We start from the raw sequence: 17,550 nt of genomic DNA, 5'->3' as shown, positions 1-17,550 counted from the left end.
GCAACCTTCACCCTGCGCTAATCCGACCTTCAACCTGAGTGCGTGTCTCGCCGCCGATCCAGATTTGGCCTGCATCATCGCGAGTTACGTGGATGCGCCCTTGGCGACCGAGGCGGGTTCCTTGGGCGGCGACATAGTCTTGCTCAACCACACCTGTGTCGAATAACCACTGTGCCAGTGAGGCATTAAGGCTGCCTGTAACCGGGTCTTCGACAATGGCACCGAGGTGATCGCTGAAAAAGGCGCGAACTTCGAAGGTGGCATCGCCATGGGCGTGACGACCAATGACGCCAAAGTCGATTCTGCGTGGCCAGCTCCGGGCCGGTTGCAGGGAAAGGACTTTCTCTGCCGAAGCCAGGCGGATTCCCAGCCATCCGGGACCGTTGTCGATCCACGCCGCATCAACGACCTCACAGGGTTCAATGCCGAGACACTGCAGCACCTCGGTTAATTCTTCTTTCGACGGAGCGCCGTAACGGAGCAGTGGGGGAGCGCCAAAGGCAAGCCGTCCTTGTTCACGGCGAATGGTCACGAGGCCCACACCGCACTCTTGGACAATGTGCGTTTCGTTCCTCGGCGCCCGTCCGGTCGAAAGCCAGGCATGGCAGCTTCCCAGCGTCGGGTGTCCAGCAAATGGCATTTCCCTGTCCAGCGTGAAAATCCTCAGCCTGTAGTCCGCCTGCGGATGCGTGGGCGAAAGCACAAAGGCTGTTTCCGACAGGTTGAGCCAGCGCGTCAGGCGCTGCATGTCATCTGTCTGCAATGCATCCGCGTCCATGACCACCGCCAGTGGGTTTCCACTCAGGGCTTTTGCTCCGAATACGTCGATCATATGGATCACATGGGTCATCACATTCTCTCTCACCTGCGTGGCGACACAGGCTCGCCTGACCTGCCTTGAAGGGGAACCAGGCCCATTGGTTTCAACACGAAATCAGTTTGTCGAGACCAGAAGCTTCAATCCCGCGACGCCAAACAGCGCCGAGAAAAGCCCCTGGATCCAGCGTCTTGCGCGGGCGTAGCAGGCAATCATCGTGGCGGTCGAGAAAACGATGGCGTAGCCGCCGAAGATGATGACGCCGAGCGCTGCGCAACCACCGATGATCCCCGATAAGGTGCCCGGTGGAGCGTCCCCTCGGAGTCCGAGCGACATGATCGACATCCAGGACATGATGGCCTTGGGATTGCTGATGTGCATAAGGACACCCTGGCGGTACAGCGACAGGTAACGCGGCGCCTGTCCTGCCACCGTGCTGGTGCGGTCCGCAGTCGACTGCATGGCGGATCTGCCGGCACGCAGCGCGAGATAAAGCAAATAGACACCGCCGACCACCTTGATCAATAACAGCGCCTGGGCATAGGCGGCCAGCAAGGCGCTGATACCCGTGGCCGCCAGGATCGCCCAGAAGAGCGAGCCGGTGATGACGCCGGACGCCAGCATCAGGGCGCGCGTGCGACCATCACGCATCGCCACATCCATGATTGCCATGTTGCTGGGGCCTGGACTTGCAGCGGCAAGGACATAGGTGCCGAAGGCGAGCAGGATCGGGCTGCCGATCATTGAGCGGCTCCTTGGAATGGATACCGCAACCCATGAAATGGATGCGGCGATCCGCTGCGCTGTAAAGCGTGGTTTTTTTTCATGGTTGCGGTAGATCCGCGCGATGAACGATATGAACCTTGTTTCCATCGGGGTCGAGAAGGTATGCGCCGAAATAGCCGTCACCGTAGCGGGGACGCGGCCCGGGCACTCCTACGTCCGTCCCGCCATGGGCAAGTCCCGCCGCATGGGCCAGCGCCACGGCGTGATCAGAGGACGCCAAGAAGGCGACCATGCTGCCGTTGCCGATGGACGATGGCTCGCCATTGGCAGGGATGTAGACATAGAAGCGTGGCAGAGGCGCCTCAGCGGTGACCCAGCAAAGCGCTGCCGGACCGCCATCAGGTACTACGACTCGTCGTTTCAGACCGAGTGGCGCGAGGATAGCGTCATAAAAAGCGCCTGCACGCTCAAGATCATTTGTGCCCACGGTCACATGGCTAAACATTAGACGCTCCGCTGCCTCGCCCCGTCATCGCGGCCAGACTGATGGTGAAAGATTGATTTCGTGAAATACCCTAATATGCGTGACACTTTATGGCTATTTATATAGTGTCACGCGACACTATTAATCATTCTGGAGGATGGCAATGCGTCTTCAATCGCCCTGGATACCCCGCCTTGCAGACATCGAGGCGAGTGTCGCCGAGCGCCTGGTGCTCGCCCTGGCCGACGACATCATCGAGGGGCGACTGAAAGGGGGTGACCGTCTGCCTGCCCATCGAGACCTCGCGTGGCAGTTGCAGATCGGTCTTGGCACGGTGACCAAAGCCTATGCGGTGCTGGAGCGACGAGGTCTGGTGCGCAGCATCAAGGGCCGGGGAATGTTCGTGGCGATCCACCAGGCACATGAGGACCGGCAGATCGACCTCTCGTCCAACGTGCCGCCGGCAATGCTGACGGCCGGTCTTTTGGCGCGGACGCTGACCGGTATTGCGCGCAAGATCGACACCGATCATCTCAACCTGTATTCACCGCCCGCCGGGCATCTGGAGCATCGCCGTCTGTTGGCGCGCTGGCTTGAAACGCTCGGCATAGAGGTCAAGCCGTCGCATCTGGCGCTGACGAGTAATGCCCGCCAAGCCATTTCCCTGGCCTTCGATATTGCCTGCGGTCCTGAAGGGGTGATTTTGACAGAACGCATCACCTATCCCGGCGCGATTGCCCTGGCCCGGCGCAAGGGTTACCGGATGCAAGGCGTCGAGATCGATGCGCAAGGCATGCTGCCGCAGGCGCTTGCAGACGCCCTCGATAGCCTCGAATCAAGCGCAGGCAAAGCGGTTTATCTCACCCCGACGCTGCACAATCCGACGACGGCAACGATGGACACGGCGCGACGGCAGGCTATCGTCGATGTCTGTCGACGGTCCGGGGCCTGGATCATCGAGGATGGCGTCTACGCGTTGGGACCTCCACTTGAACCTGCGCTTGTGACGCTGGCGCCCGAGAGAGTCTTGCACGTCAACGGGCTGTCCAAATCCATCGGTCCCGGGCTGAGGATCGGCATGCTCACGCTACCGGACGGCATGAATGCCGCCGCGCAAGCAGCCTTGCAGGATGTCCCCATGACCCCGTCGCCATTGTCCTGCGCGGTGGTGGAGGAGTGGCTGTCCAGTGGCGTTATCGCATCGATCCCCCAGGACCTGCGCCATGAAGCGCGACGCCGAGCAGACCTGGCCGCTTCGCTGTTCGGCGCGGCCGGGCTTGTTTGGCATCCGGACGCCTTTCACGTCTGGCTACCGATGCCACGCGACGCTGCCGATCGCTTCGCCACAGCGGCTGCCGCGATTGGCATCAAAGTGACTGCGCCAGAATCGGTCATGGTCGATCACACTGACCAGGCGGCCGGCATTCGGCTTTGTCTCGGCGGCCCAACCTTCGAAGACCTGGCGCAAGGATTGATGCTCCTGACCAAGCTTGAATGTTCGAATCACTCCGTCCAGACCCTGTATCCTGACTGATTCAGATATTTAAGCCGATCAGATAGATCGGCTTTCTTTTGCGTATGCAAAACATACAACCATGCGCCTTCGTATCCATCGCTGGGGTTTCCAACCAAGGTGGCCTACGCGGGCTTTGCAAAACTAACAAGGACATCAAGTGCTACGGAAAGCAATTCTACTGATCTTGATCACCAGCTTGAGCGGCTGCATGGCCACCGCGATGCGGATGGACTACGACAAGCACAGATGCCCCTACATCGGTCTGCGCTTCGACTGGTGGCTGGTGGGCACGTCCAAAGGAAAGCTGATCCCTTTCTTGCTTATCGACGCACCGTTCTCCTTGGTGGTCGATACCGTATTTTTCCCCTTCGAATATCAATACGAGTGCAATCTCTAAGCGCCCGCCACCGGCTGTCCAAGGGATGCCCGATAATCCGCTTCTTCAACCTCCGTCAATGTCCCATACCCATCGTAGTAATAGAACCGATGCCTGTCCCGGGCATAGCGCTCGGTCAGGAACTCCAGGGTGGCCAGATCAAAACGCTTGGCGCTCAGCGGCCGTCGATGGCAGAACAACTTGCGTGTCCCCAGTTGCAGGAAATCCGGATGCGGTACACGAACTTCATCAGGGGCGAAGTCGACATCCAGCCACTTGCCCTCCGAGAAGATCAGGGCAGGGCTGATGGCGTAAGTGCCGAGCACGCGGGTCTCAGCGGGATGGAGGCGTTTTTTCGCCTCGCCGTAGTAATACACCGCTTCCCGGTCCTTGGCCCAGCCATGTCCACAGGACTCGAAACTCGGCGCGTGAGCCTTCCGAATGGGTTCGGGGGGATGATAGAAGACCCGGTGGCAATACACGGTTTTTCCGTCTGTCAGGTAAGGCGATCCCAAGGAGCGGAAGTGCTCGGCAGGCTCCGTGGAGAACCGTTCGGGCACTTGCGTTTCGGCGTTATGGAACGGGATCAGATAGAGACCGTGGGCATCGCCGCACAGGTGGGTGTCCAGCAGTTTGAAACTCGCCGCGTCCAGCCCGTTGATCGCCCGTCCATGAAAATGCACTTGGCGGCCCACATCGAAGCCGAGGCCGATGGCGCGTAAAGGCGCCGTTTCTGAAAATATTTGCGCGGCGCCAGCCTTTGCCTGCAAGCGGTGCCACCAATAATCCTTCAATTGCGGATGGGCCTCGAAATAGGGGGCCCAGGCTTGTTGCATGGCTGCATCGATTATTCCGCCAGAACCCAGCGGGCCGTTCTTGTCGCCTGCCAGCACGGGCGCGTAATCCTGGTCATTGCGATAGAGTTGGGCCACTACGAAACTTTCCACGTCGACATCAAGGCGTTTCTGGCGTTGATAGACGTACTGGCGATCACGGTAGTAATCGAATCCCAAGTGGCGAAAGCTCGGGCCATGGGCGTCACGCAAGCGGGTCCCGGCGGCGTAGACGAATTTGTCGTCCACGGCAAAATAGTCATCCTCGTACTCACTGGCGCTGACCACGCGGCCGCACTCGTCGAATGTCGGCTGCGAACACTTGAGCAGGCGGAAATCGCCGACGTAGCGGATGGTTTTTCCCGTCAGGTAATAGGCCCGTCGATTGTCCTTGGCGTAGCGTTCGTTAAGCACGGTGAAGGTTGCCAGGTCGGCGTTGTCGATGCGGTAGAAGTAGTCGTACGAAATGCTCGAGCCTTGCTGCGCTTGCACGATGATCGACTGTCCGTCAGTTCCCCAGCGTTGGGCGAGCATGTGGAAGTCGTCGGGGTTTGCGATCGGCAGCGGTGTGCCGTCCTTTTGGTGCAGGGGCTTGAAGCCCTTGTAGACTTGCCCGTCGATCACCCGATAAGACGGATGGTTGCAGTACCGCACCCGAGCGGTGGCGGCGGCGATGAATTTTCCGTGCAGGAAGATGCTCGCCCCGTCGCTGAACAACGCAGAGGTTGAAGCCACCGAGACGGGCGACGATGGCAACAGCGCCAGGCTGTCGGGTCGTGCCTGCCGGATTTCGGTGATCGCGTATTCGCCGAACCAATAGGCGCCGGTTTCGTCACGCCAGTACTGGTGGCCGAGACTTTCCAAACCCCGGTGGAACTGAAAAGGCAGGGCCTGAAGCGCATGGTAACCATGGCGCTCCCGGTAACCGGGGAGCAGGTAATAATCGTGCAACGCATCACGCAAGATCCACGGGTTGCGTCGATGCCGCCAGACCGGCTGGCCGGCCATCAACGGCGAGGGCGGATAACCTCCGTCCCCGGCACGTTGGGCTAGCTCGCCGGGTCGTGCGCCTTCAGGGCTGAGCAGGATGTAGACGTCTGGCACGCGCCCATCGCCCAGAAGCACGTCGTCCATGAACGCGAAGCCTTGATGCCACTCAAGATCAAGCGGTTCCCAGTCGGCGCAGACTGTCTCTGTGTCCGTCATGTCATTGCGGCCTTGAGGTCTGATGGTTTGGCTCCACGCAGCCATTTATAAATGCTGATACGTCTCTTCCCCGCGCATTCCAGACTTTATATCCTACGGCTCCCATCCGGACGGAATCCGCGAATGTATCTGCGCGCTAGCCTGTTGTGCCTATGCCTGTTCAGCAGCCTGAGCCAGGCCGCCGTTAAGGTTAACTGCTCGGCCCTGGCGGAAAAACTCTCGGGGACAGTGCCTGAGTTTCATCCTTCGGTGCAAGGCAAGGTCATCGGCACCGGGCGCCTGCATTTCCACGAAGCGCCGGATGAAGCTTGTGCCAACAAGAAGATTTTCGTCATACCGGGCGACTCCCTCACCGTCTACTCCAGCCTGGAGGACGAATCATGGCTGGAAGTGAATTTCATCGCCAAGGATGGCGAGGACTATACCGGTTGGGTAAAGGCTGACCGGGTCGAGATTGGCAAGCCTTATGGGGCGCCACCGGAGGATGCGGACGAAGCGTCCGCCGAAGACTCGCAATAATCGTTCGGGCAACTGTGCGGAAAAACTGAAGGGCGTGACAAGGTGCGGCGATCTTGCTCCGCAGGCAGTAGAGGCTGTTTTATCAATAAGGAGTTTTGAATGTCGCTGTTAAGGATGTCTACATTTTCTTTGTGCCTGGCTGGAATCAGCGTTGCTGGCAGCTCGCTCGCGAATCAGCAAGATCAAGAGCACCAGGGGTACGTCGTCTTGGTGGCCATGGAACAGATATGCAACAAGAATAACCCTGGCCTGAACGGGGATGTGGAGAACGCCATGGCCACTGAACCAAAATTCAACGAAGCAGCCAAGGCGCAAATCAGGAAGATAAAGTCCGATCCCGCCTATAAATTCCAGGTTTCAAACATGGTGAGCACCTTAACTAACTCACCACTCGGGGCCATGGCCCAGGACATGTGCAAGGAATATGCGCCCAAGTAATTTGGGCTTTTTTCTGGCGGCATTGCAAAGATGGCAAAGTTGAAACCTTCGCCATCGTTTGCCCCGTTCAGGCCTGGGTTTTATAGCGCTCGGCAACCGCCGATTGCTTGATTTCGGACAACAATCCCTGCCGCGCCCCCTGCAACGCATCCCAGCGAGCACCGTCCTGCAGCGGCGGGATGGTCACCGGTTCGCGACGGTCGAAGCCGACCAGCGCGGCATCGACCAGGTCGCCCACTTCCATGATCTCGTTCAAGGTATTGATGTCGATGCCGGCGCGTTCCCAGATTTCGGTCCGGGTCGCCGCCGGCAGGACGGCTTGGACGTAGACGCCTTTTGGGGTCAGTTCGAGGCTGAGCCCTTGGGACAGGAACAGTACGAAAGCCTTGGTCGCCCCGTAGACCGACATGCCGAATTCCGGTGCCAGGCCAACCACCGAGCCGATGTTGATGATCGCGCCGTCGCCAGCGCTTGCCAGGCGTGGGGCGATGGCGCTGGCGAGCCGGACCAGCGCAGTGGTGTTGAGTGAAACCAGGTGCGCGACGCTGTCGGTGGTCTGTTCGATGAAGCTGCCGGACTGGGCGGCGCCTGCGTTGTTGATCAGGATGCCGATGCGGTCGTCATCGCGCAGGCGGGTTTCAACTTTGTGCAGGTCGCCGATTTGGGTCAGGTCGGCCTGGAGCACGTCAACGGTCACGGTGTGTTCGTTGCGCAGTTCAGTCGCCAGTGTTTCTAGCCGCGTGCTGTCGCGGGCAACCAGCACCAGATCATGGCCGCGCTGGGCGAAGCGCTTGGCATAGACGGCGCCGATACCGGTGGAAGCGCCGGTGATGAGAACGGTTGTGCGAGTGGTCATGGTGTCAGTCTCTTCAGGATTGGGGGGCGATCAACCGCGTGATTTTTTTCGGCGCTATTGGGCATTCGCCTCGGCGAACGTCGGGTAGTCGATGTAGCCTGCGGCGCCGCCGCCATAGAGGGTCGCGGGGTTGAGGGCAGCCAAAGGGACGGCGCTTTTCAGGCGTTCCACCAGGTCTGGATTGGCAATGAACGGGCGGCCAAAGGCGATCAAGTCGGCCTTGTCTTCCAGGACCTGCGAAGTGGCCAGGTCCAGGTCGTAGCCGTTGTTGGCGATGTAGGTGTTGTTGAAGCGCTGGCGCAAGCCGGCGAAATCGAACGGCGCCACATCACGCGGCCCGGCGGTCGCGCCTTCGACGACGTGCAGGTAGGCGATGTCCAGGGTGTTGAGCTGATCGACGATGTAGTCGAACTGCGCCTGCGGTGCGCTGCTGGACACGCCGTTGGCGGGCGAGACCGGCGAGATGCGCAGGCCGGTGCGTCCGGCACCGATCTCGCTCACGACGGCGGCGGTCACTTCCAGCAGTAGGCGGGCGCGGTTTTCAATCGAGCCACCGTAGGCATCGGTACGTATGTTGGCGCCGTCCTTGATGAACTGATCGAGCAGATAGCCGTTCGCACCGTGGATCTCCACGCCATCGAACCCGGCGGCGATGGCATTGGCAGCCGCTTGGCGGAAATCATTGACGATTCCCGGCAACTCGCTCACGTCGAGCGCTCGCGGTTCGGACACATCCTCGAAGCTGTTATTGACGAACACCTTGGTGGCGGGGCGCAGGGCGGAAGGCGCTACCGGGGCGGCGCCGTTTTCCTGCAGGGCCACGTGGGACACGCGCCCGACGTGCCACAGTTGCAGGAATATCCGACTGCCCTTGGCGTGGACCGCATCGGTCACTTCGCGCCAGCCGGCGATCTGCGCCTGGGTGTAGATGCCGGGCGTGTCCTGATAACCCTGTCCCTGCTGCGAGATCTGCGTGGCCTCGGCAATCAGCAAGCCTGCCGATGCGCGCTGGCTGTAATAGGTCGCCGCGAATTCACTGGGAACGAAGCCTTTGCCTGCGCGGTTACGCGTCAGCGGCGCCAGCACGACTCGGTTGGCGAGGGTGAGGGAGCCCAGGGTATAGGGGGTAAACAGCATCTGATCGGTCATGTCTCTCGTTTCCGTGCCAGTAGATGAGCGGTGGGTGCGGCTTGCGCTTAGGATGATGATCGAAATCTAAACTGTCAACGAATTTGATTACGGTTGGCATCTATGTATGATGAAGACTTGATCGGAGTGGTACGAGGTAAACGAACATGAGAGTCACCAAGGCCCAGGCACAGGCAAACCGGGAACACATCGTCGAGACGGCGTCCGTGTTGTTTCGCGAGCGAGGTTTTGACGGGATAGGCGTGGCGGACTTGATGGCCGCGGCCGGCTTCACCCACGGCGGTTTCTACAAGCATTTCGGTTCGAAGGCCGACCTGATGGCCGAAGCCGCTGCGGACAGTCTTTCGCGCTCATTGACCAGCGCCAGCGACCTGGATGTCGCTGGGTTCTTTGCCATGTATGTCTCGCGGGAGCACCGCGACGCTCGGGGCAACGGCTGCACGATGGCGGCGTTGTGTGGCGACGCGGCGCGTCAGTCCGATGAGGTCAAGGCCACGTTTGCCAATGGGGTGGAAGGCACGCTGGCTACCCTTGAGGAAAAGTTCGAGCCCACAGGAGAAGGTGGACGGGCAAAGATGATCAACTTGCTCGCCCATGCCATCGGCGCGGTCATGCTCTCGCGCGCTTGCCCGGATGATTCGCCGTTGGCAGACGAAATCCTTGAAGTCTGCCGTGATCAGATCCTGGCGTCCTTGCCAGCCTCCGACCCCGAGGAAAACCAGCGGTAGCGCATTGCGCTACCGCTGTGGGGGATCAGAAGATGAACTTGAACAGGGCAATGACCACGATCAGGCCGATCAGGAAAATGATCCCAACGGTACCACCAAGAAATTTCAACATAGGAACGCTCTCATCGGATGGGCTTAATTTTCTAGACCCTTGGCGAGAGCGCACAGTTCGTTAAATTTGCGCGATGGGTAAAAAGCCTGGGCGCCGCTCAGTGAACCGCCAGGGACCTCGGCACGGACACATGTTCGAACTTCGAAACGGTCTTGATCCAATAGCGCCGATACTCGGTCTTGTCCGGCGCCAACGGTTTTTGGCTGGACCAAGGATGTTCCGCTTTCAGGCTGGCGCGATAAGCTTCCCATTCCTTCTGCTCGGCCGCTTCCCTGGCTTTGTTTCGATCATCGAACCAACCCAGGACGTAGGCATCGCTCTGGTCAGTTCCGCTCGCTATCAGCAGATATATGTCTGTCATCACCGGTTCCCGCCGTATTCCCACCACCCAATCACTGGGCTCTTTTCTGGTTATCGGCCGTGAATGCTGATTTTTGAAGCTGATTGATAAACGGGTTCGAGGTTCCACGGGTCAGGCATCCTCTGTCTGTGCCAGGTGCGCCATCAACCATTCGCGGAAGCGGTTGACGCTTTGCCGGTTCGGCACCTGGCCCAGGGGCTCCAACAAGCAGAATTGCGCATCGGTGCACAAGATGGCGGATGTCGGGCGCACGAGATTGCCGGTCTGTAGGTGGTCGCCGAGCAACCGCGTCCAGGCCAGGGCGATTCCCTGGCCCGCCAGCGCCGACTGGATCAGCATCGAGTAGTTGTTGATGTTGATGCGTCGACGAGGTTCTGGCGCTGGATGGCCCAGGCGCTGGAACCATTCCTTCCAGCCAATCCAGTCCCGATGCTGGTCCTCGAGCCACAGCCAGGTACAGGCGCCGAGTTGTTCAAGGTTGCCCGCCTCGGGATGCTGAGACAGGTAGGCCGGGCTGCACACCGGAAAAATTTCTTCATTGAACAGCGCAGTGACCTTCATGTTCTTGGGGGGCGTGCTGCAGTAGTACAGCGCCAGGTCGCAGTCGAGGCGGGAGAAATCCTCGACTTGATCGGTCGCGATGATGCGCAGGTCGATCTCCTCGTGCTGACGCCGGAACTCCGATACCAACGGCAGCAACCACAGCGATGCCATCGCCGTGCTGGTGACCACCGTGACTTGCTGCGCGCCTTGCCAATGACGCACGCCAGCCGTGGCACGGGCGATCTGTTGCAGCGTATCGCGAACACTTTCGTAGTATTGGCTGCCTGTCGAAGTGAGGTTGATCTCACGGGTCGTACGGACAAACAGCGCTGTGCCCAGGTAATCCTCGAGCAGGCGTATCTGGCGGCTGACAGCGCCCTGGGTGACGTTCAGTTCGCGGGCCGCCACGGTGAAACTCAGGTGGCGTGCGGCGGCTTCGAACGCTACCAGGCTGTTGAGCGGCGGCAACGGTTGCAGTTTCATCGGGCTGGGTCACTGTCTTGTTGGTTTCAAGCGCAGGGCGATTGTGCAGAAGCCTGCGCGCAGTGACTACCTAATCCGGCATGACGGCTAGAGATCGATCACCAGGTTGGACGTCGGCTTGCTGCAACACAGCAAACGCAGGCCCTTGTCGATCTCCCGTTGCCGGATGCCGCCGTTGTGGTTCATGTCCACGGTGCCTTCCAGCAGGGCGGTCTTGCAGGTGCCGCAAACGCCCTGGCTGCAGGATGAAGGCACAATCGCACCGGCCTTTTTGGCTGCGCTCAGCACGGTCTGGTGGCCGGGCATGCTGAAGGTCTTGCCCGAACGTGCCAGCGTGACCGTGAAGATGTCCTGTTGATCCAATGGAGCGGCTTGCTCGATCAACGGTTCCTCATTCAACACCGCGATATCGAAGCTTTCCTGATGATAGTGGCCGAAATCGAACGACGCTTCCCTGAGCAACGCCTTGACCGCTTCCATGTAACCCTGGGGGCCACAGGTAAAGATTTCTCGCTCCTTGAAGTCCGGGACGTGTTGGCTCAACAAAGGCAAATCGAGACGACCCATCGGCTGTTGCCAGTGGCTGGCGTCGCCAAGCCCTTCACAAATATCGATGACCCGCAGTCCCGGCATATCGGCCTGCATTCGCGTCAACTCGCCGTGGAAAATGATATCCGCCGGCGTGCGAGCGCTGTGCACGAAAACAATGTCCAGGTTGGCAGCCATGTCGCAGGCGGCGCGGGTCATCGACATCAACGGGGTCACGCCGGAACCGGCGGAGAGGTACAACAGTTTTGCCGCTGGATGACCAACCGGCGTGAAGCTGCCCGCCGGCCCGGACGCCTTGAGGTTGTCTCCAGGCTTGAGATGGTCATGCAGCCAGTTCGACACCACGCCTCCGGGCACGCGTTTGACGGTGATCGAAAAAGCGAACGGGCGAGTCGGTGAAGACGACAGGGTGTAGCACCGAGCAATGGCCTGCCCATTGATGACGAGCGACAGGGTAATGAACTGGCCCGGCTCGAAACTCAACGCGCTGAAGTCCGCGCATTGGAAAGTGAACGTTTTTACATCATGGGTTTCCTGTCGCACGGCGCAACACTGCAAGGTCTTCTGCTCGCCGCTGTGCCATTGCGCGCCAAACGCTCCCCAGGTCGTCGGATCGGTAAAACGTTCAGGGCGCGTCAGCTTTTCGTAAATCGTCATGTTCATCCCTCACACGCCGTGGGCGGCCAGACGCGCCGCGTACCAGCGCGAGAACTGGTCGACATAGGTTTCGGTAAACGCCGAGAACGGTCCGGGCGTGTAGGCCGGGTCCTGGGTGCCGCTGTGGGTGATGCCGACGAGGCTGGCGTCCTGGAGGTTGGTCGCCGCCCAGACTTCGGTCAGCTTGTCCAACGCGTAGTCCACGCCTTCGACGGCGTCGGCGTGCACCAGCCATTTGGTGCGCACCAGGGTTCTATCGGGCGCCAGCGGGATGATGTACGAGACGATCGCATGATCGCTCATGATGTGGGTCCATGAGTTATGGGTCCACAAGTGCATGTCGCCCAGGTCGCGGCGCGTGAGGTCGCCAAACAGCCGGGTGCAGGCCACGCGGGTATCGAGGGTCTGGGATTCGCCGTTGCCCGCGATGACCAGGCGCTGGGAGCGGAACTGAGTCACCGCGTCCTCGCCCAGATGCTCGACGGCGTCACACAGGTAGCCTTCGCGCTCCCAGTCCTGCTTGGTATTGGCGTTGCGCTGGTGGTACTCCTGCAGCGCTTGGAGCGAGTCCTCTCCCAGCCCATCGGTGCAGAAGCCGAAATCCTCCGGCAGGAACGACGCCGTCAGTTCGGGGTGGGTGGCGGCGCAGTGATAACACTCGCGGTTGTTCTCGATCACCAGTTTCCAATTGCCGTTCTCGATGATCTCCGACTCGTAGGCGATCTTGGAATGGGCAAGGTCATATTGAGCGAAACGCGGCGTCATGAGTTGGTCCAGGTACAGGATGTCTTCTGGCGGCTCGTCACCCAGGCAGACGAAAACATGGGTGCCGACCACGCGCGTATGGACAGGGATCAGGCTCTTGCACCCCGGGTCGAAGTCCTTGCCCATGTGCGCGGCATGTTTGAGGCTGCCATCGAGGTCGTACGTCCATTGGTGATAAGGGCAGACCAGCATGCCCACCGTCGATTTGCCGGCCTGTTTCAGGCGCGCCCCACGGTGGCGGCAGACGTTGCGGAAGGCCTGCACATGCTCGTCGTCATCGCGCACCAGGATGATCGAGGATTTGCCGATGTCGATCGTGGAGACATCGCCGGGTTCGGCAACGTCGCTGGTGACCCCCACCAGGATCCAGTGTTTGGTAAAAAAGACATCGACGTCGGTTTCAAAAATATCCTGGCGGCCGAACAGACCGCCGGGCATGCCATGGCCGGGGGCGCGATCGGCCAGCAGTTCACGATGGGTTTTCAAGGTAGGGTTCATCGTCGATCTCACTCAAGGCAAATGATCGGTGGTTGGCGGGCAAGCAGTGCAGCAGGAAAAATGGGTGTCGTTTGTTCAAGCCACCGAAGGCTCCGGCAATGGCTCGGGTAAGACCGGGCGCGACAGGTCATGGCCGAGCAACGCCCGGTACAGTTCCACGTCGCCCAATACGCCCAGGACGGTTTGGGCATCGTCGACTATGAGCAATGGATGACCTGTTTCATAACGGATCCCCAAGGCGACTCGCATGCTGGTTTCCGGCGCTACCAGTGTGACTTGGCGGCGCAAGGTCCCGAGGGCCTTGCCATCCTCCCAGCGTTGCGTCGGCAGGGCGGTTGCGCCTCGTCGGATGCTGGCCAGTCCTCGGGACTGATCCAGTGCCATCCAGAGGTTCTGTACCGTATCCAGGCAGTATTCATCTTGGGCGAAGACGCACCGGTCCAGCGGAGTCATCAAGCTTTTCGCGCACAGCACATTCAGCGGGTTGGTGTGGGCGACGAAGTTGCGCACGTAGTCGTCGGCCGGGTTGAGCACGATTTCTTCGGGCTTGCTGTACTGAATGATCTTGCCGTCCTTCATGATCGCGATCCGCGTCCCCAGCTTGAGGGCTTCGTCCAGGTCATGGCTGACGAACACAATGGTCTTGTGCAACTTGCGCTGCAGATCGAGCAATTCGTCCTGCAACCCTTGGCGAATCAGCGGATCGAGGGCCGAGAACGGCTCGTCCATCAGCAGAATGTCTGCGTCCATCGCCAGGGCGCGGGCCAGCCCCACGCGCTGCTGCATGCCGCCGGACAACTCGTCCGGCTTCTTGTTGCGCCACTGGGTCAAGCCCACCAGTTCAAGCTTTTCGTCGACCAGTCTGCGCCGCTCCTTCTCCGGGCGACCCTGCATCTCCAAACCGAAACCGATGTTCTCGCGCACCGTCAGCCAGGGCATCAGGGCGAACTTCTGGAAGACCATGGCGATGCGCTGGGTGCGCATCATTTTCAACTCGGCTGGGGTGCAGGCGGCAACGTCGATCTGCCGACCTTCGTGTTCGACGAAGAGCTTGCCGCGGCTCACCGTGTTCAAGCCGTTGATGCAGCGCAGCAGGCTGGACTTGCCGGAACCCGACAAGCCCATCAATACGCAGATTTCGCCTTTGTTGATTTCCAGGTTGGCCTTTTCCACGCCGACGATCAGGCCGGTCTTCTGCAGAATGTCCGACCGGGAAAAACCTTGATCCAGCAGGTCCAGCGCGGCCTTGGGACGATGGGCGAAAATGACGTCGACGTCTTCGAAACGAATGATGCTCATGCGTCACCTCGTCTTACGGTTTCGCGCTGTTTGCAAATGCGGTCGAGGATGATCGCCAGGAGCACGATCGCCAGGCCTGCTTCGAAGCCCATGGCGATATCAGCCGTGTTCAACGCATTGACGACAGGTTTGCCCAAGCCGTCCGCGCCAACCAGCGCGGCGATGACCACCATCGACAGCGACAACATGATGCATTGGGTGATGCCGGCGGCGATGCTCGGCATCGCATGGGGCAGTTCGATGCGGGCCAACAACTGGCGACGCGAGCAACCGAACGCCTTGCCGGCGTCCATCAATTCTTGCGGGACGTCACGCACGCCCAGGTACGTAAGGCGAATCGGCGCGGCGATCGCGAAGACCACCGTGGAGATCAACCCCGGAACGACGCCGAGGCCGAACAGCGTCAAGGTCGGGATCAGGTAGACGAAGGTGGGCACGGTCTGCATCAGGTCGAGCACCGGTCGCAAGGCTGCGTAGAACCAGGGGCGATGCGCCGCGACGATCCCCAGCGGCACGCCGACGATCACGCACACCAGCGTGGCGAATGTCACCTGGGCCAGGGTCTCCATGGTTTCCTGCCAGTAGCCCAGGTTGAGAATCAGCAGGAACGACAGCGCGACGAACAGCGTCAGGCTCACCTTGCGTTGAATGTAGAAGGCGAGCAGCGCCAGCAGCCCTATCAAGGCCAACGGATTGAACCAGAGCAGGGCGCTGGTGAGGAGGCTGATGATTTCGGAGAGCGACGACGATATGGCGTCGAATACATCAGCGCCATGCTGGGTCAGCCACTCGACGTACCGGGCGATGTGCTCGCCCAATGGAAGTTTTTCTTGCGTAGTCCACATAGAGGCGGCTCGTTGTTGTTTTGGTTTGCCTGGAGCAGATACTCGTCCCGGGCCTGCCATGCTGACAAACCATTTAAAATCAGCCGTTCATGACTTTTTCTCATCAATCTTTTTTGCGCTCTCGGGGGAAGAAGAGGCGGAGAGTCGATCAAATGTACTTAGGTGTACATTTAGCGGGCATCCGAGTACATTCGCGTTACGTATGTTCAATAAGGTGGATGCAAGATGCCCCAGGTAGGGAAGGCACGTGGCAAGGCCCAGGACGCGGGTTGGCGGGGGTCGCCCGAAGGGTGGCTGGAAGCGGCCTACGAGGCCTTGAAGGAGTCCGGCATCGATGCGGTCCGGGTCATGCCGTTGGCCAAGCGCCTGGGTTTGTCACGCACCAGTTTCTATTGGTTCTTCGAGGACCGCGAACAGTTGCTGGCGGCCCTGCTGTCGCGCTGGCGCGAGACCAACACCGGCGGGTTGATCCGGCAAAGCGAAAGCTACGCCGAGAGCATCTCCGAGGCGATCCTGAATGTCTTCGAATGCTGGCTCAACCCACAACTGTTCGACTCGCAGTTTGAATTCGCGGTGCGCAGTTGGGCGCTCCAGTCCGCAGAGGTCGCGCAAGAAGTTGCCGTTGTCGACGAGCAGCGAATGGGCGCGCTGGCGAGCATGTTCAAGCGCTTTGGCTACGACAGCCAAGGGGCCGACGCGCGAGCCCGGACGATCTACCTGACGCAGATCGGCTACATCACCATGAACACCAGCGAGCTGATCACCGTGCGTTTCCAGCGCATCCCCCAGTACGTGAGCATCTTCACCGGCAAGGTGCCCAAGCAGCGTGAGCTGGATCGTTTCTATGGCAAATTCGGCTATGCCGAAAAAGAGCCTGGGGTCTTTGTGCCGCTGGTGGAAACTTTTGAAGAGACGGCTGGAAAATGATCGAGCCGACGCTGGGCATCATTGGCGGTACGGGCTGGCTGGGTGGGGCGATTGCCAAGGCCGTGCTGGCGAAGGCCTTGTTGCCGGCGGGTAATCTGATCCTCTCCAATCGCTCCGGGGCACATCCACTGGCGCAGCAAGGCGTTTGCCTGGTCACCGACAACCAGGCACTGGTGGACCGCAGCGACGTCATCGTCATCGCGGTACGACCCGAGCAGTTCGCCAACCTGACCCTCGACGCGATGGGCAAGACGGTCATTTCACTGATGGCCGGAATCACGGCGCAGGCTATTGCCGCGCAGACCTCGGCTTCAAGGGTCGTACGGGCGATGCCCAACGCGGCGGTGGAGATCGGGCAATCCTTTACGCCGTGGTATTGCGCTGGCGTGGCAGAGCCGACGACGAAAAGCCTGGTTCAGCGCTTGTTCGAATGCGTGGGCACGGCTGCCGAGGTCCAGCAGGAAGATTTCATTGATTACCTCTGCGCGCTGTCGGGCACCGGTCCGGCCTTTCCTGCCTTGTTGATGACGGCGTTGGCGAATCAGGCAATGGCGGCCGGCATTCCAGCCGAGATTGCCCTGCTTGCCGCGAAAAATGTCGTGGTCGACAGCAGCCAGTTGCTCGTCAGTCGTGATGCCCAGCAGATGATCGATGCCCTGGTCGCCTATCGCGGCGTGACGGCCGCCGCCTTGCAGTCAATGACCCAGGGGCATTTCGAGGCGCAGGTGGGAAGGGCGTTGCAAGCCGGCGCCGCAGTCGCACGCAAAGGGCTCCAAGGCTGATCCACTGCATGGAACTTGTGGGAGCGGGCTTGCTCGCGAAGGCGTCAGCCAATCCAATATCCCCGTCACTGACCCACCGCT

Annotated in this window: 20 protein-coding genes; 7 read left to right on the top strand and 13 right to left on the bottom strand. The window is 60.2% G+C overall.

Features of this window, described 5'->3' with window-relative positions; all coding sequences use genetic code 11:
- Positions 1 to 7 precede the first annotated feature (7 nt).
- From Q7C33_RS10325 to Q7C33_RS10315, 3 genes are all read right to left on the bottom strand, one after another.
- A complete protein-coding gene (locus Q7C33_RS10325) occupies positions 8 to 850 on the bottom strand; it encodes a PhzF family phenazine biosynthesis protein (protein ID WP_407683351.1) in 843 nt (280 codons plus the stop codon).
- An 84-nt stretch (positions 851 to 934) separates the two neighbouring features.
- Positions 935 to 1,561 (bottom strand): LysE family translocator, encoded by a 627-nt coding sequence (locus Q7C33_RS10320; protein WP_407683350.1) that lies wholly within the window; start codon positions 1,559 to 1,561, stop codon positions 935 to 937.
- A 79-nt stretch (positions 1,562 to 1,640) separates the two neighbouring features.
- Positions 1,641 to 2,048: a VOC family protein gene (locus tag Q7C33_RS10315; RefSeq protein WP_407683349.1), complete on the bottom strand. Its 408-nt coding sequence runs from the start codon at positions 2,046 to 2,048 to the stop codon at positions 1,641 to 1,643.
- A gap of 142 nt (positions 2,049 to 2,190) precedes the next feature.
- Here Q7C33_RS10315 and Q7C33_RS10310 point away from each other — a divergent pair, with 142 nt between their 5' ends.
- Positions 2,191 to 3,561, top strand: coding sequence for an aminotransferase-like domain-containing protein (locus Q7C33_RS10310; RefSeq protein ID WP_407683348.1), 1,371 nt, complete (start codon positions 2,191 to 2,193; stop codon positions 3,559 to 3,561).
- A 139-nt stretch (positions 3,562 to 3,700) separates the two neighbouring features.
- Positions 3,701 to 3,940 (top strand): YceK/YidQ family lipoprotein, encoded by a 240-nt coding sequence (locus Q7C33_RS10305; protein WP_030142156.1) that lies wholly within the window; start codon positions 3,701 to 3,703, stop codon positions 3,938 to 3,940.
- Here Q7C33_RS10305 and Q7C33_RS10300 read toward each other — a convergent pair.
- Positions 3,937 to 5,958, bottom strand: coding sequence for a DKNYY domain-containing protein (locus Q7C33_RS10300; RefSeq protein ID WP_407683347.1), 2,022 nt, complete (start codon positions 5,956 to 5,958; stop codon positions 3,937 to 3,939). The genes Q7C33_RS10305 and Q7C33_RS10300 overlap by 4 nt on opposite strands.
- 123 nt (positions 5,959 to 6,081) lie before the next feature.
- On the opposite strand from Q7C33_RS10300, the gene Q7C33_RS10295 reads away from it, so the two are divergent.
- Together Q7C33_RS10295 and Q7C33_RS10290 are read left to right on the top strand one after the other, a co-directional pair.
- The gene (locus Q7C33_RS10295) at positions 6,082 to 6,477 is read left to right on the top strand and encodes a hypothetical protein (protein WP_030142158.1); all 396 of its coding nucleotides are present in this window, start codon (positions 6,082 to 6,084) and stop codon (positions 6,475 to 6,477) included.
- A gap of 99 nt (positions 6,478 to 6,576) precedes the next feature.
- Positions 6,577 to 6,915: a hypothetical protein gene (locus Q7C33_RS10290; RefSeq protein ID WP_030142159.1), complete on the top strand. Its 339-nt coding sequence runs from the start codon at positions 6,577 to 6,579 to the stop codon at positions 6,913 to 6,915.
- Between the two features lie 67 nt (positions 6,916 to 6,982).
- Here the strand turns inward: Q7C33_RS10290 and Q7C33_RS10285 are convergent, their stop codons facing one another.
- Positions 6,983 to 7,771: an SDR family NAD(P)-dependent oxidoreductase gene (locus Q7C33_RS10285; RefSeq protein WP_030142160.1), complete on the bottom strand. Its 789-nt coding sequence runs from the start codon at positions 7,769 to 7,771 to the stop codon at positions 6,983 to 6,985.
- A gap of 54 nt (positions 7,772 to 7,825) precedes the next feature.
- The gene (locus tag Q7C33_RS10280; RefSeq protein WP_407683346.1) at positions 7,826 to 8,920 is read right to left on the bottom strand and encodes an alkene reductase; all 1,095 of its coding nucleotides are present in this window, start codon (positions 8,918 to 8,920) and stop codon (positions 7,826 to 7,828) included.
- 146 nt (positions 8,921 to 9,066) lie between these two features.
- On the opposite strand from Q7C33_RS10280, the gene Q7C33_RS10275 reads away from it, so the two are divergent.
- The gene (locus Q7C33_RS10275) at positions 9,067 to 9,648 is read left to right on the top strand and encodes a TetR/AcrR family transcriptional regulator (protein ID WP_030142162.1); all 582 of its coding nucleotides are present in this window, start codon (positions 9,067 to 9,069) and stop codon (positions 9,646 to 9,648) included.
- Between the two features lie 25 nt (positions 9,649 to 9,673).
- On the opposite strand, the gene Q7C33_RS10270 is transcribed toward Q7C33_RS10275, so the two are convergent.
- The 7 genes from Q7C33_RS10270 to choW form a co-directional block, all read right to left on the bottom strand.
- Positions 9,674 to 9,760, bottom strand: coding sequence for a hypothetical protein (locus Q7C33_RS10270; protein WP_442087941.1), 87 nt, complete (start codon positions 9,758 to 9,760; stop codon positions 9,674 to 9,676).
- 97 nt (positions 9,761 to 9,857) lie between these two features.
- Positions 9,858 to 10,121 (bottom strand): hypothetical protein, encoded by a 264-nt coding sequence (locus Q7C33_RS10265; protein ID WP_030142163.1) that lies wholly within the window; start codon positions 10,119 to 10,121, stop codon positions 9,858 to 9,860.
- 111 nt (positions 10,122 to 10,232) lie between these two features.
- A complete protein-coding gene (locus Q7C33_RS10260; protein WP_198796026.1) occupies positions 10,233 to 11,147 on the bottom strand; it encodes a LysR substrate-binding domain-containing protein in 915 nt (304 codons plus the stop codon).
- Between the two features lie 87 nt (positions 11,148 to 11,234).
- Positions 11,235 to 12,353, bottom strand: coding sequence for an FAD-binding oxidoreductase (locus Q7C33_RS10255; RefSeq protein ID WP_407683345.1), 1,119 nt, complete (start codon positions 12,351 to 12,353; stop codon positions 11,235 to 11,237).
- A 9-nt stretch (positions 12,354 to 12,362) separates the two neighbouring features.
- Positions 12,363 to 13,616, bottom strand: coding sequence for an aromatic ring-hydroxylating oxygenase subunit alpha (locus Q7C33_RS10250; protein WP_407683344.1), 1,254 nt, complete (start codon positions 13,614 to 13,616; stop codon positions 12,363 to 12,365).
- Positions 13,617 to 13,691: 75 nt separating this feature from the next.
- Positions 13,692 to 14,915 carry a choline ABC transporter ATP-binding protein gene (gene choV, locus Q7C33_RS10245; protein WP_407683343.1) on the bottom strand — a complete coding sequence of 408 codons (1,224 nt, stop codon included), beginning with the start codon at positions 14,913 to 14,915 and terminating at the stop codon, positions 13,692 to 13,694.
- Positions 14,912 to 15,760, bottom strand: coding sequence for a choline ABC transporter permease subunit (choW, locus tag Q7C33_RS10240; RefSeq protein WP_030142168.1), 849 nt, complete (start codon positions 15,758 to 15,760; stop codon positions 14,912 to 14,914). The genes choV and choW overlap by 4 nt, the downstream gene beginning before the upstream one ends.
- 225 nt (positions 15,761 to 15,985) lie before the next feature.
- Here choW and Q7C33_RS10235 point away from each other — a divergent pair, with 225 nt between their 5' ends.
- On the top strand, positions 15,986 to 16,687 hold the full coding sequence (locus tag Q7C33_RS10235; RefSeq protein WP_407683342.1) for a TetR/AcrR family transcriptional regulator: 702 nt from the start codon (positions 15,986 to 15,988) through the stop codon (positions 16,685 to 16,687).
- A complete protein-coding gene (locus Q7C33_RS10230) occupies positions 16,684 to 17,469 on the top strand; it encodes a pyrroline-5-carboxylate reductase family protein (protein WP_407683341.1) in 786 nt (261 codons plus the stop codon). The genes Q7C33_RS10235 and Q7C33_RS10230 overlap by 4 nt, the downstream gene beginning before the upstream one ends.
- Positions 17,470 to 17,550: the final 81 nt, after the last annotated feature.

Source organism: Pseudomonas sp. BP11-1-1, assembly GCF_052112105.1.
Lineage (GTDB): Bacteria > Pseudomonadota > Gammaproteobacteria > Pseudomonadales > Pseudomonadaceae > Aquipseudomonas > Aquipseudomonas alvandae.
The sequence above is the reverse complement of the archived record's forward strand: the minus strand, read 5'-3'. Positions and strand labels throughout refer to the sequence as shown.